14 protein-coding genes and 1 other annotated feature are annotated in these 16,193 nt (G+C 42.9%); of the genes, 3 read left to right on the forward strand and 11 right to left on the reverse strand.

The window, feature by feature from the left end; all coding sequences use genetic code 11:
* Positions 1–62 precede the first annotated feature (62 nt).
* The 8 genes from mreD to ABC374_RS17270 form a co-directional block, all read right to left on the reverse strand.
* Positions 63–581, reverse strand: a complete 519-nt coding sequence (mreD, locus tag ABC374_RS17235) for a rod shape-determining protein MreD (protein ID WP_350299614.1) — start codon at positions 579–581, stop codon at positions 63–65.
* Positions 578–1,450, reverse strand: coding sequence for a rod shape-determining protein MreC (mreC, locus tag ABC374_RS17240; RefSeq protein ID WP_034308869.1), 873 nt, complete (start codon positions 1,448–1,450; stop codon positions 578–580). The genes mreD and mreC overlap by 4 nt, the downstream gene beginning before the upstream one ends.
* Positions 1,451–1,576: 126 nt before the next feature.
* Positions 1,577–2,596, reverse strand: a complete 1,020-nt coding sequence (locus ABC374_RS17245) for a rod shape-determining protein (protein WP_034308871.1) — start codon at positions 2,594–2,596, stop codon at positions 1,577–1,579.
* Positions 2,597–2,744: 148 nt separating this feature from the next.
* The gene (gene radC, locus ABC374_RS17250; protein ID WP_413020387.1) at positions 2,745–3,419 is read right to left on the reverse strand and encodes a RadC family protein; all 675 of its coding nucleotides are present in this window, start codon (positions 3,417–3,419) and stop codon (positions 2,745–2,747) included.
* A 58-nt stretch (positions 3,420–3,477) separates the two neighbouring features.
* Positions 3,478–4,047: a Maf family protein gene (locus ABC374_RS17255; protein WP_413019121.1), complete on the reverse strand. Its 570-nt coding sequence runs from the start codon at positions 4,045–4,047 to the stop codon at positions 3,478–3,480.
* A gap of 191 nt (positions 4,048–4,238) precedes the next feature.
* Positions 4,239–5,213 (reverse strand): hypothetical protein, encoded by a 975-nt coding sequence (locus ABC374_RS17260; RefSeq protein WP_413019123.1) that lies wholly within the window; start codon positions 5,211–5,213, stop codon positions 4,239–4,241.
* 307 nt (positions 5,214–5,520) lie between these two features.
* Complete coding sequence (locus ABC374_RS17265) at positions 5,521–6,273, reverse strand: prepilin peptidase (RefSeq protein ID WP_350299617.1); 753 nt, start codon at positions 6,271–6,273, stop codon at positions 5,521–5,523.
* Positions 6,274–6,635: 362 nt separating this feature from the next.
* Complete coding sequence (locus tag ABC374_RS17270) at positions 6,636–7,925, reverse strand: bifunctional folylpolyglutamate synthase/dihydrofolate synthase (protein WP_413019125.1); 1,290 nt, start codon at positions 7,923–7,925, stop codon at positions 6,636–6,638.
* 98 nt (positions 7,926–8,023) lie between these two features.
* Between ABC374_RS17270 and ABC374_RS17275 the strand changes: the two genes are divergently transcribed.
* Positions 8,024–8,965, forward strand: a complete 942-nt coding sequence (locus ABC374_RS17275; RefSeq protein ID WP_413019127.1) for an ATP-grasp domain-containing protein — start codon at positions 8,024–8,026, stop codon at positions 8,963–8,965.
* The gene (locus ABC374_RS17280) at positions 8,934–9,776 is read left to right on the forward strand and encodes an ATP-grasp domain-containing protein (protein WP_413019130.1); all 843 of its coding nucleotides are present in this window, start codon (positions 8,934–8,936) and stop codon (positions 9,774–9,776) included. Before ABC374_RS17275 ends, ABC374_RS17280 begins: the two co-directional genes overlap by 32 nt.
* 49 nt (positions 9,777–9,825) lie before the next feature.
* On the opposite strand, the gene ABC374_RS17285 is transcribed toward ABC374_RS17280, so the two are convergent.
* Positions 9,826–12,477, reverse strand: coding sequence for a valine--tRNA ligase (locus tag ABC374_RS17285; protein ID WP_101222797.1), 2,652 nt, complete (start codon positions 12,475–12,477; stop codon positions 9,826–9,828).
* Between the two features lie 43 nt (positions 12,478–12,520).
* Positions 12,521–12,747: a binding site (T-box leader), on the reverse strand.
* A 225-nt stretch (positions 12,748–12,972) separates the two neighbouring features.
* Between ABC374_RS17285 and ABC374_RS17290 the strand changes: the two genes are divergently transcribed.
* On the forward strand, positions 12,973–13,164 hold the full coding sequence (locus tag ABC374_RS17290; RefSeq protein WP_101222799.1) for a hypothetical protein: 192 nt from the start codon (positions 12,973–12,975) through the stop codon (positions 13,162–13,164).
* Positions 13,165–13,221: 57 nt separating this feature from the next.
* Here ABC374_RS17290 and ysxE read toward each other — a convergent pair whose 3' ends face one another.
* Both ysxE and ABC374_RS17300 read right to left on the reverse strand, forming a co-directional pair.
* Positions 13,222–14,292: a spore coat protein YsxE gene (gene ysxE, locus ABC374_RS17295; RefSeq protein ID WP_413019133.1), complete on the reverse strand. Its 1,071-nt coding sequence runs from the start codon at positions 14,290–14,292 to the stop codon at positions 13,222–13,224.
* Positions 14,293–14,379: 87 nt separating this feature from the next.
* Entirely contained in the window at positions 14,380–15,810 is a 1,431-nt protein-coding gene (locus tag ABC374_RS17300; protein WP_413019135.1) for a LysM peptidoglycan-binding domain-containing protein, read from the reverse strand.
* Positions 15,811–16,193 lie beyond the last annotated feature (383 nt).

Raw genomic sequence — 16,193 nt, forward strand, 5'->3', positions numbered from 1 at the left:
TTTTCTACGTACACGGAAAAGAGAAAATACATTTCCCACCTGCTTCTTAAGACACAGGAACGTTATTCCGTTTCTCCTTGCAAATCAAGTTTTTCAATCATTCTCTTTAAAGGGTAGCAGCTGATAATAATGAATGCGAGATTCAATAATAATGTCGGAATCAATCTCCGTTCCGCAAATTCACCAAATCCCATATCAGCAAAAGATAGTATGATATTCATTTGATAGATGACAACCTCTAAAACTGCCGTGAATAAAAGCGCAGTAAGACAGGCAATCAATATATTATTTTGCAGGATTTTCATGCATTTCGATATCAGATAGGCAAGAAAAGGCAGCAGGAACATGTAAGTCCCAAGGATTTCCGTATATACGACATCATAGGTCAACCCAAGAATCGCACCATAAAGCATACCCATTTTCCTTGAACCGAACATGGTCAGAAAAAAAACGAAAGCCATCATGAAATGGGGCACGAGGATTTTATCGGCCCCGAATGCATTTCCAGCGAACATCTGGGCGAAGATGCTTTCAAAAACAAAAAAAACCAAGGCTATAAAAGAAAGGATGAAATATCTCACTCAGCTTCATCCTCCCCTTCACTTTCTTTCGGTACACCGTCCACTTCGCGCTGAACGACCATGACATTATTAATATCATAAAAATCCGTGGAAGGTTCAATATATGCGGTCTGGTTCAATCCATATTGATCCACTTTGACATCGACAACTTTCCCGATCAGCAGACCTTTCGGAAAGATCCCTCCATAACCGGATGTGATGACCAATGAATTTTTCTTGATCTTTTTATCATATGGGATCCGTTTCATCAGCAAAAGGTTCTTCTTATCATCGAATCCTTCAATCAAGCCATATGCTTTATCATCACCTTGGACAATCGCTGAGACACGATTGGCTTTATCGATCGAGCTTAAAAGTTGAACCGAGGCCGTGAAATCCGTCGCTGATTTCACCTTACCGACTAACCCATTGGACGTGATTACAGCCATATTTTTTTCTACCCCATTACGCTTCCCTTTATTAATCGTCAGCATTTCATGCCAGCGGTCGGGATTACGTCCAATGACCGTCGCCTGAGTGGGCGAATACTTGCGCAGGTCATCTTCTTTTTTGAGGTTATCGCGAAGTTCTTCATTTTCTTCCTTTAAATCTTGGACTTGGGTTTTCAATAATACATATTCATCCAAGCGGGCTTTCAATTTTTTGTTTTCATCGTATGTATGTTGAAGGTCTTTTAAGCCCCCTACAAAACCTGTTATACCCGATACTGGCTTATTAAACACATTTCCGACCCAGCCTGTCGTATCTTTCAGGAATTGCTCCGGCCAAGTCAACTCTTCTCTCTCCCTTAATGAAAAACCGATCAATGCCACGAGAACGATAATACTAACGAGTAAGAGAAGGAGCTTTTTATTAAAAAACTGTGGCATGGTGATTACACCTCTATCTAAAATTTCTTAAAAATACACTATGGATTTAATTAAACAGCAAAACATAAGAAAAACCGGCTCAAAATTGCACCTTTTGTTGAGCCGGCCCTATTTGAGAAGTAATGCTTATCGCGAATCTCTTGATTTAGTCTTGAATAAATGAATGTGGTCCAGCGCTTTTCCCGTTCCGATTGCAACACAATCCAGCGGATTTTCAGCGATGATCACCGGCATTTGCGTTTCTTCACTGATGACTTTATCCAAATTGCGCAGCAAAGCGCCCCCGCCTGTCAGCACAATGCCTCTGTCCATGATGTCAGCCGCTAATTCAGGTGGTGTTTTCTCTAAAGTGTTTTTCACGGAATCCACAATTGCAGAAACTGTGTCGCTTAATGCTTTGGATATTTCCTCAGCTGTAATTTCGATCGTTTTCGGTAATCCAGTCAATAAGTCACGGCCGCGAATTTCCATGTTTTCTACGCCTTCCGTATCCCCAGCAGAACCAATTTCCATTTTGATCGCTTCAGCAGTACGCTCACCGATCATCAAATTGTAGTTCTTACGGATGTAAACGATAATGGCATCATCCATTTCGTCACCGGCGATACGGATCGATTGGCTTGTAACGATTCCGCCAAGGGAAATGATTGCCACTTCCGTCGTTCCTCCGCCGATATCAACGACCATGCTCCCTGTAGGCTCCCAAACAGGAAGGTCCGCACCGATCGCTGCTGCAAACGGTTCTTCGATTGGATATGCGTCACGGGCTCCAGCTTGTCTAGCTGCATCGATGACTGCACGCTGCTCAACTGCCGTAATTCCAGAAGGCACACAAATCATGACATATGGCTTGTTGCCGAATACGCCCTTCTTTTGAGCTTCCTTCATATAGTACTTCATCATGGTAGCCGTCGTTTCATAATCGGCAATTACTCCATCCTTCATCGGGCGGAGGGCAACCACGTTACCAGGTGTACGGCCGATCATGTTTTTCGCATCGTTTCCGACTGCAACGATTTGCTTTGTATCTGTTTGCACAGCTACAACCGATGGTTCACGTACTGCGATACCTTTTCCTTTCACATAGACAAGCGTATTCGCCGTTCCTAAGTCAATCCCTATATCTCTAGCGCCAATTCCAAACATTATGGTATCTCCCTTTCGTAAACAAAAATGCCTTTTTATAAGTTCAATAAATAATTTGTCGTTTTTTGACAATAAGAGTTTTGAAAAAGTTTCCTCTTTTAAAAATCATAAACAATATTATATCGTATCGTCAAAAATTTTGATAGTGTCATAAATAACCTTTTTCCTTCAAACTAACATATTTATGTTCCCCGATGATGATATGGTCCAATACTTCAATCCCGATTATTTTACCACATTCGACTAACCTTTTCGTCACTTCAATATCTTCTCTGCTGGGAGAGGGGTCTCCGGAGGGGTGGTTATGAAGACAGATGATAGAGGCAGCGGACCTTTTGAAAGCCTCTTTGAAGACCTCGCGCGGATGCACGATCGAGGCATTGAGGCTGCCGATGAATACCGTAGTTTTTTGAAGCACTTGATTTTTCGTATTTAAATAGAGACAGACGAAATGTTCCTGTGATAAAAAGCGCATTTCTTCCATGCAATAATTGGCTCCATCTTCAGGAGATCTAATTACATAACGGTCTTGATCATTTAAATTGTTAATTCTCCTGCCAAGTTCGACAGAGGCCAGGATTTGAATCGCTTTTGTTTCACCAATCCCTTTAATCACGGTCAGTTCTTCCACTGAGGCTTCTTTTAGCAGGCGCAGGCCCTTGAAGGAATTGATGAGCCTGCCGGATAATTGCAGGACGGATTCTTCCCTTGATCCCGTCCTCAATAGCAGAGCGAGCAATTCCTGATTGGAGAGACTCTGCGGTCCGTCCTGCAGAAACCTTTCGCGCGGTCTCTCCTCTTTCGGGTAATCCCGTATTAACATTTTTTCGCTCAAAAGATCAACCCTTCCTTAGAAAAGGAAAGATGCCAGAGGAAATCGATCAGCCTAACTCTTCCTGCATCGCTTTAAGTTCCCGGGCCAGTCTCGAGACAGGAAGCCCGACAACTGAGAAATAGTCCCCTTTGATTCGTTCGACAAGAAGAGATCCGTATCCTTGAATCCCGTAGCCGCCAGCTTTGTCAAAAGGTTCCCCGCTATCCAGATAACGTTCGATTTCAGCCTCTGGCAGCTCCCAAAATGTAACTTCCGTTTTTTCTGCGAATACTCTGCGATGCTTGCCGAATAGAATGGCGACACCTGTGTATACTTCATGTGTCCGTCCCGATAACATTTCCAGCATTCTTTTTCCATCCGCACGGCTTGTCGGCTTACCCAATATCTCACCATCAAGGACAACAACGGTATCCGAGCCGATTACCCAGCTTTCCTGAAATTTTGCCGCGATGGCTTCCGCTTTACGGGAAGCCAGTTCTTTCACCGCTCCATCAGGACACATGTTTTCATCAATACTTTCATCGACATTGGAATTCATGCTTTCAAAGGGGATTTGAAGAAATTGTAGAAGTTCTTTACGACGTGGTGATGAAGAAGCTAAAATCAATGGCTGCATAATATAAAAGTCACCTTTCTTTACATAGGGAGATACATATCTATCCTATCAAATAATGGTGCAATCCACAATTATTGTTTACTAGGAATCGACAAATGCCTGTAAGTATTTCCCGGAAAATAAAAAAGGTGTCACAGATGGTTTCATATTGGGGAGCTTGTCCCATTAGGCAGCCCCCCTTTTTTCTTTACTTAACTCGATATGTTTTGGTAATTCAATAAAAAATTCAGAAGACTTTCTTGAGCCTGGAATAGCTTTTCTTCATTTTTGGAAGTCTCATATTCATCAATCGACTTTGCCGCAGCAGTCAGGTCATCGTTCATCTTTGAAAACGCCGGCGATAATTTCCCCGCCTTCAGTTCATCCATGTTTTTTTTCAGGGTTTCTTCGTTTACCGTCCCTGCCTTTCCACGAAGCTTTGTTGCGGATGTTTCTGCCAAAGAAGCATATACTGCCTTCATCTTGTCGAGAGTTTTCTCTTCTTCTTGGCTTGTCCCGGCCGCTTCAAAATTGATTTCCTTCCAATATACATCCACATCATATGACTTTAAGTACAAGGCCAGCTCTTTACTTGCAGCTAGACTCTCTGCTGATCCCAAGAATAGATAATAGCTGTCTTCCAATTTGAAGATTTCAGCAGGAACCTGCTTTTCAATGATTTTCTTTTGTATTTGCCTTGCCGCATCCTCGCTGCTGAATACTCCACCCTGTACAAGGAATGTCTTCAGCTGGTTTCCTGGTTCAGTCACTGCCGCTTTTTTATCTTCAACAGTGGCTTCCGTTGGAACCGGGGGCTCGACCGAAGATACTTCGGCTTTTTCCTTTGTAATCGTTTTAACGGCGATCAAGCCAAGAATCGACCCAAAAAAAACAGCACAAATGACAGCGATCATGAATGTCTTGATCGGTTTTTTATCAGAACTTTTCAGCGAACTGGTACCAAAACCGATGAGCTTCGGCATTTTCTTCTTTGGCGGTGTGGGAACCAATACGATTTTGTTTTCATTTGAATCCTCAGGGAGTATCCATTCGAAACTCTCATCTGTGTGTTCCTGTTCCTGCTCCTTACTCGCCGCCTCTTGACTTTCAATCTTTTTATCGGCAAATACTTTTTCTTCCCCATTTATTTTAATCGTTACACCCTTGCTTTGTTCCGGCTTGCCCAATTTTTTTCCTCCCCTCCAGATCATTTTTTTCATCCTAACATAGAGGTAAAAAAAAATAACAAGACTTTTGTCGTCTTGTCATTAATAGGTTTCGTCAAATTTCCCTATTCATAAATGGGTAACGAAAATAGACTTACAGGTACTGGTACTTCTGGTTCATGAACCATTCAATATCGCCACTCACCAATTACATATATCACTCTTTCGTGTCAGCTTCACTTGCAGCCAATTGGGGATAGTTCCCTACTGAGCTATTGTTCAGGTGATTTTTGACAAATTCCTCTTGAATTAGGATGGTTCTATAAGCTCATCTTAAAAAAGTTACATACCAATGTAAAAGGGAATCGCCCCAAAAATAAGCAGTCAATGTCCCAAAAACGATATACGGTCCGAAAGGAATAAGTGTTTTCTTTTTTAGGATTCCGGTCAGCAATCCGATGATGCCAAGCAATGCCCCATAAAAGCACGCAAAAAGAAACGATAACAGCACCATCTTCATTCCCAGTACAAAGCCAATCACTGCAAACAGCTTGATATCACCGCCACCCATGCCACCCTGACTCACTACTGCGATTAATAACAGCAGGCTAAAGCCAACCACGGCCCCGACAATTGAACCCCACCAGGGCGACAGCGGAAATGAGACTCTTAAAACGATAAAAATCACCGTAAAGAAAAGCAGTATTTTATCGGGTATGAGCATATAGGCGACATCAGTCACGAAGATGATCATAAATAATGAAATCAATGTCAAGCCAACCAAGAGTTCACTCGACCAGCCAAGGAATATCGGAGCAGAGGTAAACAAAACACCGGTCAGCATTTCCACGGCCGGATAAAGGGGGGAAATCCTTGCTTTACAGCCCCGGCATTTACCGACTTGCAACATATAAGAAATAACCGGTATCAACTCGAAGAATGTCAATGTACGCCCGCAAGAAGGGCAGGCGGAGCGACGATTCGCAAATGAATGACCAGCTGGAACACTTAAACCGACAACGTTAAAGAATGAGCCTAAAATTAAGCCCAATACGAAGAGATAGATATGGATAGCCATCATTTATACAAAGTGCATGAGGATTCGATTGCCTTTCTTTGAAACCCTGATATAAAAGTCCCTTCCGCTATGTAATCATCACTGGGGTTCTTCATGATTATTCATTCCTCCCGTCATTTCATTAAGTAGATCCTACTATTCATCAATCATGTAGAATCAATATATAAACATATTTTAACAAATATACTTGGTGATTTGTTATCAATCACTCTATTAGAGTTTTTTCTTTTCAAGAGGCTCTTTAACAAGAGAAAAGGACCTTTAAAAAAGGTCCTTTTTCAGGTTACTCATGAAGTTGACCATTCACTAGTTCTCTCTGTATAGCAAAAGGAAAAATAAATTAGTCCACCGGTAATGCACATCCTTTAGGCATTTCCCCTGATTAGGAACTCCCTCACAAGTGAAAGGAAATGGAGCGACCCTGTGATGACAAGAATCTCTTTTTCCCCTGTTTTCCTTCTGCCTTCCGTTATCGCCGCCTGCCAATCCTTGTTTATACGTTTATTTGGATGACTGCATTTTTCATAAAGCGTTTTCGCATCCGCCGCCCGTTCATGGTCGAATTCGGTAATGATGATTTCCATCGCTTCTGTTTCCAGTCCATGAAGCATCTCGGAATAATTTTTATCTTTAAATGAACTGAATACGAATCGGTACTTATAGTCGGGGTAATGCACTTTTAGCGTTTCCTTCAGCACTTCGATGCCGGCAGGATTATGTGCACCATCGATGATCACCAACGGCTCATCCGATATTTTCTCAAAGCGGCCATCCCATTTCGCTTCGCCTATTCCTTTAAGGATGCTTTTTTCATCGATATTTTCCATTCCTAATGTGACAGCAGCTATGGCCATTGCCGCATTCTCCATTTGATGACGGCCTAGCATCCGCATTTCCACATTATCGATGGACCTGTCGGCAAGCGAAAATGAGAAACTTTGCCCTCGTTCACTTTGCTTTATATTCCCTATATGAAAGTCTTTACCTAATTGGTAATAAGGTACGCCTAAAGATAACGCTTTTTCTTCAATTACTTTTGCTGGCTCCCCGGCTATGACTCCGCTGATGATCGGCGCCCCGCTTTTAATGATGCCCGCCTTCTCAAAAGCAATTTCCCCAAGTGTGTTACCCAGGATGTTCGTATGTTCCAAAGAAATCGAGGTAATGATCGAAAGAAACGGCTGGATGACATTCGTTGTATCGAGCCTGCCTCCCAAACCGGTTTCCATCAAAACCAAATCCACTTCCTTTTTGCTAAAATAAGAAAATGCCACCGCAGTCAAAATTTCGAACTGAGTAGGACCGTCCCCTTTACTGTCCATCTCTTGGATAATCGGCCAAAGCTCCCGGAAGACAGCGATAAAATCCTTATCACTGATTTCATCTTCATTAATCTTGAGCTGTTCATTCATCCGTATTAAATAAGGTGATGTGAAGGAAGCGACCCGAATTCCTTGGGCAAGCAGGATCTCTTTAATATATTGCAGTGTTGATCCTTTCCCGTTAGATCCTGCAATGTGAATATACTTTAGCCCCTTGTGCGGGTCACCTAATTCAGTTAACAATGCTTCCATCCGTGATAGGCCAAAATTCATGCCCAATTGAACTTGGCGCCGTTCAAAAAAATGATTGATTTCTTTCATGGTTGTTACCATTATCGTTGTGCCTCCTCTTTCTTTATACCGCTCTAATGCGTTAAGATTATTTTATCAATATATGATCGATTAACCTAGATGAAAGGTAGTGTTTTACCATGAAATCTTCAGATTTCCACTGTTGGATTGTCGTTAACGGCTATTTACAGCATGATAAGTTTTCCAGTTTAGCTTTGTTCATTAAAGAGGCGGCTGAAAGGAAAGATATCACGGCAACCCTTATCCGTAATTCAGATCTCATTCCCATAATCGAAAAAGGAGTGCCACTGCTTAAAGGAAACTTTGATAAGCTTCCTGATTTTGTTCTGTTCATGGATAAAGACATTCATTTGGCACGCCATTTGGAATTGCTCGGCATCCCCGTTTATAACAGCAGTAAAGCGATCGATATTTGCGACAGCAAAGCAAAAACACATCAAGCATTGACCGGGCATGGCATACCGATGCCGAAAACCTTATTTCCCCCTTTTACGTACGAAGGGATTGAAAGGGTCAATATGGATGCTTTTATACAAATCGGCAATGAACTTGGGTATCCACTTATCGTTAAGGAAGCATACGGTTCTTTTGGGGAACAAGTATATTTGATCCAAACAGAGGATGAGTTACTAAAGACGATCCGTAATCTTGGCCACAAACCATTTATACTCCAGGAATTCATCGAGCACAGTAAAGGTCGGGATATTCGTGTGAATGTCGTGGGAAATCAAATCATAGCAGCGATGCAACGCCATTCGGAGCAAGACTTCCGAGCTAATATGACTGCCGGAGGGCAGGCTGCTCCATATATACCCACCAGTGAAGAAGCACAACTTGCCATCCGATGTGCGCAAATTCTGGGTGCCGACTTCGCTGGCGTCGATTTGTTGTTCGGTAAAGAAGGTCCGCTTTTGTGCGAAGTGAATTCGAATTCGCATTTGCTGAATATTTATGAATGTACAGGCATCAACATCGCTGATAGCATGTTCGATTATATCTTGAAAGAATTAGGAAAAGGAAGTGCATCTGATGAAAAAACAAGCAGGCTGGTTGATTTATAACCGTGAGGATGCCTTAAAAAACAAAGGATACATAGATTGGATGCTTGACGAAGCCAGTAAGCTTGATCTTGATTTACACTTTCACTTTCGGGAAGACCTTAGGATCGGTCATCGTTTCAACGAGTTGTACGTGGAACATGAGACGCAGCCAATTTCATTGCCAGACTTTGCTATCGTCCGGACCATCGATCCTTTTTTCACAAAGCAACTTGAGCAACTGGGGATTCCTTGCTTTAACTCCTCCTTCGTATCGGAAATCGCGAATGACAAAGCAAAGACGCATCAATATTTGTCCTCGCTTGGGATTCCAATGGCCGATACCGTATATTGTAACGGAAGGCCGAATGCCGATGACATGGAGTTCCCTTTCATTGCTAAAGAAACAAGTGGACGCGGCGGGAAACAAGTATATCTAATACAACATGCCGATGATCTTGCCGAACTGAATGATGGAAATTGGATAGTCCAAAAACCTGGCTTATTCGGTAAAGATATCCGAGTATTTGTAATTGGAAAAAAAGTGAAGGCTGCTGTACTTAGGGAATCCGCTTCAAGTTTCAAGGCAAATTATACGCTGGGCGGAACGGCTTCACTATATGAGCTATCTGCAGCTGAATTAGCCCTTGTTGAAAGAGTAATGAGGTCGTTTGATTTCGGCCTGGTCGGTATCGATTTCATATTTGCCGAAGATGGCAGCCCCATGCTCAACGAAATCGAGGATGTCGTTGGCAGCCGGACATTAAGTGCATTAAGTGATATGAATATCGTATCGGAGTACCTTACATTCATAAAAGAAAGAATATCCTCCTAACGAAACACAAAAAGGATGAACCGGCATAAAGCTGGTTCATCCTTTTGTTTTACAGTTGTTTCAGTTCGCTGATCCTGTGAATTACTGAGTCGCGTTTTTCGCTATAGTCTTTTTCCTTGGCACGTTCTTCTTCGATGACGCTTGCCGGCGCCTTTTTGACGAAGCCCTCGTTGCCTAGTTTTTTCTGTACACGCTCAACTTCTTTATTAAGTTTGTCGAGTTCTTTTTCAAGACGTTTCACTTCTTCGTCAATATTGATCAGTCCTGTCAGCGGAAGGATCAGTTCTACGCCAGTTACGACAGCTGTCATCGCTTGAGCAGGTTCCTCGACTTCAATTCCGATCGTCAATTGTTCAGGATTACAGAAACGCTCGATATAGCTGCTGTTTTTCTGTAACGTCTCTAAGATTGACTCATCTTTCGCTTTTAAAATCAAATTGATTTTTTTGCTAAGCGGTGTGTTCACCTCAGCACGGATATTACGTACGGAGCGGATGATTTCAACAAGCAGCTTCATTTCCTCGGCTGCAGCTGTATCTGTCAATCCTTCATTCACTTCCGGCCAAGCGGCAACAGTGATGGACTCACCTTGATGCGGAAGGTTCTGCCAGATCTCTTCGGTAATGAAAGGCATGAACGGGTGTAACAATCTCATCGTGTTATCCAGTACATAAGCCAAGATCGAGCGCGTCGTTTTCTTCGCTGCTTCGTCTTCGCCATATAGCGGAAGCTTCGCCATTTCAATATACCAGTCACAGAAGTCATCCCAAATGAAGTTGTATAGCACACGGCCCACTTCACCAAACTCATAACGGTCCGCAAGTCTGGTTACGTTGGAAATCGTTTCATTCAAGCGCGTCAAGATCCATTTATCGGCTACAGACTTCTCACCGCTTAAATCGATTTCGTCATAAGTCATGCCATTCATGTTCATCAAAGCAAAACGGGATGCGTTCCAAATCTTATTGGAGAAGTTCCAGACCGCTTCCACTTTTTCCGTGCTGTAACGAAGATCCTGTCCTGGCGAGCTGCCAGTAGACAAGAAGTAACGCAGTGAATCGGCACCGTATTGATCGATGACATCCATCGGATCGACACCATTGCCAAGCGATTTACTCATCTTGCGCCCCTGTTCGTCACGAACGAGTCCGTGGATCAGCACATCTTCAAATGGTCGTTCACCCGTGAACTCAAGAGCTTGGAAAATCATCCGTGAAACCCAGAAGAATATGATATCATAACCTGTCACAAGTGCCCCGGTTGGATAGTAACGTTGGAAATCGATACTGTCCTTGTCAGGCCAGCCCATAGTCGAGAACGGCCATAATGCCGAGCTGAACCATGTATCCAGAACATCCGTATCTTGTTCCCAGTTTTCAGCGTCCGCAGGCTCTTCGTGACCTACATACACTTCACCTGTTTCTTTATGGTACCAGGCTGGAATGCGGTGACCCCACCAAAGCTGACGGGAAATGCACCAGTCACGGATATTTTCCATCCAATGCAGGTACGTTTTTTCGAAACGATCCGGTACGAAATGAACTTTTTCCTCATCGGATCCTTTTTGAAGCTCAACGGATGCATCAGCCAGCGGCTGCATTTTAACGAACCATTGCGTCGAAAGATATGGTTCAACAACAGCACCGCTTCTCTCTGAATGTCCCACTGAGTGAAGGTGATCTTCGATTTTGAAGAGTACTCCTTCTTCCTGAAGGTCTTTGACGATTTGTTTACGGCATTCAAACCGGTCCATGCCTTCATATTTACCAGCCTTTTCATTCATCGAGCCATCTTCATGCATGACAAGGATGCGCTCCAAATCGTGACGGTTCCCGATTTCGAAATCATTCGGGTCATGAGCCGGAGTAATTTTGACCGCGCCTGAACCAAATTCCATATCGACATAATCATCACCGACAATCGGGATTTCCCGGCCTGTAATTGGCAAGCGGACCATTTTGCCGATCAAGTGTTTATAACGGTCATCTTCAGGATGTACAGCAACAGCAGTATCACCAAGCATCGTTTCTGGACGGGTAGTGGCAATTTCAATTTCACCTGATCCGTCAACCAACGGATATTTCATATGGTAAAATGCGCCCTGCACATCTTTGTAAATAACCTCGATATCGGATAACGCCGTTTTCGTCGATGGATCCCAGTTGATGATGTATTCGCCGCGATAAATCAAGCCCTTGTTATAAAGCGAAACGAACACTTCGCGCACAGCTTTTGAAAGCCCCTCATCAAGAGTGAAGCGTTCACGTGTATAATCAAGTCCAAGACCCAGCTTTGACCATTGTTCACGGATATGGCTCGCATATTCCTCTTTCCATTTCCATGTCTCTTCTACGAATTTTTCACGTCCTAGGTCATAACGGCTCACGCCTTCCGCACGAAGTTTCTGTTCTACTTTCGCTTGAGTGGCGATACCGGCATGGTCCATGCCCGGCAACCATAAAACATCATAGCCCTGCATTCTTTTCATGCGTGTCAAAATATCTTGAAGTGTCGTATCCCAAGCGTGGCCAAGATGAAGCTTACCTGTCACGTTAGGCGGCGGGATGACAATCGTATATGGTTCTTTTTTATCATCACCCGTCGTTTCGAAAAACTTTCCATCAAGCCACCATTTGTAGCGGCCTTTCTCTATCGTCTGCGGATCATATTTAGTCGGCATAGAAATTTGATTTTCTTCCATATCATTTCCTCCTTTTTAGGCATAAAAAAAACTTCCATCATCATAAAAGGACGAAGGAAGTTGTTCGCGGTGCCACCTTTTTTCCGAAAAAGAAAAAACTCTTTCGGCTCTCAAATCGGATAACGGCTCTTCACCGGCCTTCGCTACTAAGAGGTTCACGAAGACTGCTCACGGACGACTTCGGATGCTGCTGCCTGGAAACCTCGCACCAATTTGGTTTCCTCTCTGAAAAGTGCATATCATCTTACTATTTCCGGTCTTTGCATTGATTCATATTCATATGTAAATTCATTGAATGCATATAGTATATAGTACAAAAAATATGGGGCTCCAGTCAATCATCTTTTCGCTTACTTTCCCAGGAATCATCCCATTTGATACATTCAAGGTCGTTTTCTTTATTTTATCCTCCAGGAACAGTAAATGTGATGGTTTATCACCTTTTCCACTGCCCACCCATATTATATAAGAAGTCCTAAAAAGGAAGGTAATAATATGAAGCGAAGATATACTCCCTATACTTTACCGCCTTGGATGAAGAAATTCCGCGGTGTCTGCCAGCAGTTCATCGTCCCCTTTATCGTATTCCAAGGATTACGCACACTGATTTTTCCGACTTTCTTCGATATGCTCCTGCTAATCGCATTTATTTTCCTGGCCATGTCTTTATATTTCGAATGGATTTAATTATTCCCTTACAGCAAAAAAAATATACATGACTGGAGATGATCCAATCATGTATATTTAGCTTGGAGGTGATTGTTCTTCTTTGGCAGCCTCTGCAGCAGCTTTTTTCTGCTGTTCGATCTCTTCGATTTTCATCACCATATATTCAATATTTTTCAGAAGCCAAAATTGCCGCTGCAGTTGAGTAACATTATCAAGCTCTGAACGATGGACTCTGCCATCGGAATAACTCTTCACTAATTCCAAAGCTGATCCAGGGAATGCCAGATAACTTTGCATGAGCAGCAATTCTTCTTCCTTCAACGGAAAATAACGAAAATAGTTATATAGCCAGTCAACGCAGTCATCGCATTGGACAGGATAGGTCCTGGCCGATTTAACGAGAAATGGCAGTAAATCGAAATGCGGCGGAGCCGTATTCGAATTCTCAAAATTGATGAAGTAGCCATACCCTCGATCATCATAAACGAAATGCTTCAAAGAAACCTTTCCGTGCGTGACCACGGTTCGAACCTTTTCACTTTCCTTCGTTTTTTCATACCAGGTTTCAAACTTCTTGATCGAATACTTTAGCGCCTGTGAAATATCAGTGTAGAAAGAACAAACCGTCATTTCGAATGGAGACATATACCACTTCTTTTCACAGCTGACAATATACTCATCCATAAAGTCCTTCTCGTTATTCCAGACATCAAGCGTCCGCTCATAATGGGCTTCCCTTTCCTCAATATCCACTTGTATTTCCTTAACGGAAAGTGTATGCATCCGAGCAAGCTCCCTGAACATTTGCTTATGTTTTTCATCGCGCTCCCCGTCCCCCTCATTATTGAGCCAGGGCATCAGGTAATACAAACGGCCATTATGCAGAACGGCGTAACGCTGATCCATCGTTTGATAAATCGGAACGATCCGATTATAGCCGCGATGGTATAGTTTTTGAACATTTTTGATAAAATCAATGCCGTTCTGGGGTAACATCGATTTCAAGGCAAATGTACCGCGATCACTGTATACTTTTTTCACACGCCCGAAGTCCTCGATATATTGTACATACATGGCATATTCCTTCAATACGGTTTCCGTGTCCCGATTCCGATTGGCAGGCTGCTGATTCTCGTTTTCCCTCACGAGACTCACTCACTTTCTCTAAAAAACTAAAGATTCTCCAGCACCTAAAAAACAGGAGCAGACCATATGCTCTGCTCTCTGTCCCGATCAATTCTTATATGCAACCGCCTTCGGTATATAGATGACTTGCCCTTCATGAACGTTTTGATTCGACTCCAATTCATTGCTGAAAAGTATCGATTGAACCGTAACATCATATCGTTGAGCCAAGTCATCAAGCGTTTCCCCTTGCTGAACAATGCAAACTTTCATCCTTACCAGTTCTTCTTCCTGTTTCCGTCCGAATAAATCCATGATGGAAGGCTGCTTCTCACCATGATCGGCCGTTTCTTTATCATCACGTTCCGCGGCTTGTTTCCTGCCTTTGAAATTCTTAACCTCCTTAGCCGGAGGCGCGGGTCTTTCCCTCTTTTTGAATAGATCGCTTAAGGACGAATTGGATTCCTCTTCCTGCTCCACCTTTACATGTTCATTTAGAATAGGACCCGCTGCAACGCCATCTTCCTCCTGCCGTATGACATCCTCGGTTTCTTTGGAAACAGGGCTATTTTGATGATTGGCTGCTTGACTTGGCTCTTCTACTACTTCTTCTACTTCTTCTTTCAATGTCACTCTAGGAATCTCTATCTTCTCCACTGGATCCTGCCTGCTTGGTTCCTGCCTGCTTGGTTCTTCCTCCAGTTTCCCCTCTTCCATGGAAGGTACCTTATCCGTTGGGTCAGACGGATCTCCAATAACTTCTTCCTCTACAGCTTCAGCTTCTTCCTGTCTATGCACTTCCGTTTCCCACTCCTCCTCTTCAGGATATGGTGAAACGGGAATTTCAAAAACTGGGGCACTATGCTGATCGCTTAAATAAATCGGTTCCTCTTCTTCTTCTTCATTTACTTCAGAAACTCGTTTTGACTCTGCAGAAAAGGGCGCGTATAACTCTTCTTCCTCCTCATCACGGAAAACAGGCTGAAAGTCCGGGATCGGCGGCACTGCTGCCGCATAAGGAATATACGACTCATTTTCCCCATCCGTTTCTTCTTGTTCCTCTGTTTCCCCAACTTCCTGCTCCGTATCGAACCGTTCTTCGACATATGAATCATTATAGATTCCAGTTATCAAAAGATCCGCCTGCAATTTCAAACAGTTATGCTCTGGCAGGGCATAATCAAAGCTTTGAATCGAGACATCGACCTCATCCAATGAGGCAATCCGATTATTCGGAATCGTTATGTCAACCGGAAAACGGTGTGTGAACTCATTTAGTCCATTGAGATGCCTCTCGACCTTTTGAACCGCTTTTGGCAAAAAGGTCTGCGAAAACTCCTCTTCTTCACCATTTTGCGAGTCTTTATATTCACCGCTTAAATCCAACGAGCCTCGTATAAAAACATATTGATCACTTTCTTGAATCGTCACATTTGGATCAAGCGAAATGGAATATAGCTCAGCCACTTCCTGTCCCTTCTGGAACCAAACGGATTCCTCTAAAGAAAATCGTAAATACGATTCATTTTCTTGCGACAAAAACAACTCCTCCTTTCAGCTTCAGGAAACGGTACCTATACCAATATCAATCTATGAAGGAAGGAAGATGATTATTCCTTAATTTCATATGCCACACTCGAGACCTTATATTTCCTGAACCTTTTAAAAAGAAGGGATTCAAATTTTTCAGGCTAAATTGTATCAATCGGCCTGAAACCATTTTATTTCGGCCTATCTCTATTTTAATTCGTCCTACCACTCAATAGTTTCAACCTATCTCCATATTAATTCGACCTATCTCCATATTAATTCGACCTTTCGCCATTTATTTCGACGTAACACCAATTAATTCGACCTTTCGCCATTTATTTCGACCTAGCACCATATTAATTCGACCTTCAACATTTAATTCGACCTTCACG

Source organism: Peribacillus phoenicis (genome assembly GCF_047238085.1).
In the GTDB taxonomy this organism is placed as follows: Bacteria; Bacillota; Bacilli; order Bacillales; family DSM-1321; genus Peribacillus.

Bases quoted from the DNA above. Each gene is read 5' to 3' on its own strand.
- ABC374_RS17285 (WP_101222797.1), bottom strand. From the start codon at position 12,477: ATGGAAGAAAATCAAATTTCTATGCCGACTAAATATGATCCGCAGACG.
- ABC374_RS17275 (WP_413019127.1), top strand. From the start codon at position 8,024: ATGAAATCTTCAGATTTCCACTGTTGGATTGTCGTTAACGGCTATTTA.
- ABC374_RS17290 (WP_101222799.1), top strand. From the start codon at position 12,973: ATGAAGCGAAGATATACTCCCTATACTTTACCGCCTTGGATGAAGAAA.
- radC (WP_413020387.1), bottom strand. From the start codon at position 3,419: ATGTTAATACGGGATTACCCGAAAGAGGAGAGACCGCGCGAAAGGTTT.
- ABC374_RS17265 (WP_350299617.1), bottom strand. From the start codon at position 6,273: ATGATGGCTATCCATATCTATCTCTTCGTATTGGGCTTAATTTTAGGC.
- mreC (WP_034308869.1), bottom strand. From the start codon at position 1,450: ATGCCACAGTTTTTTAATAAAAAGCTCCTTCTCTTACTCGTTAGTATT.
- ABC374_RS17280 (WP_413019130.1), top strand. From the start codon at position 8,934: ATGAAAAAACAAGCAGGCTGGTTGATTTATAACCGTGAGGATGCCTTA.
- ABC374_RS17245 (WP_034308871.1), bottom strand. From the start codon at position 2,596: ATGTTTGGAATTGGCGCTAGAGATATAGGGATTGACTTAGGAACGGCG.
- ABC374_RS17270 (WP_413019125.1), bottom strand. From the start codon at position 7,925: ATGGTAACAACCATGAAAGAAATCAATCATTTTTTTGAACGGCGCCAA.
- ABC374_RS17255 (WP_413019121.1), bottom strand. From the start codon at position 4,047: ATGCAGCCATTGATTTTAGCTTCTTCATCACCACGTCGTAAAGAACTT.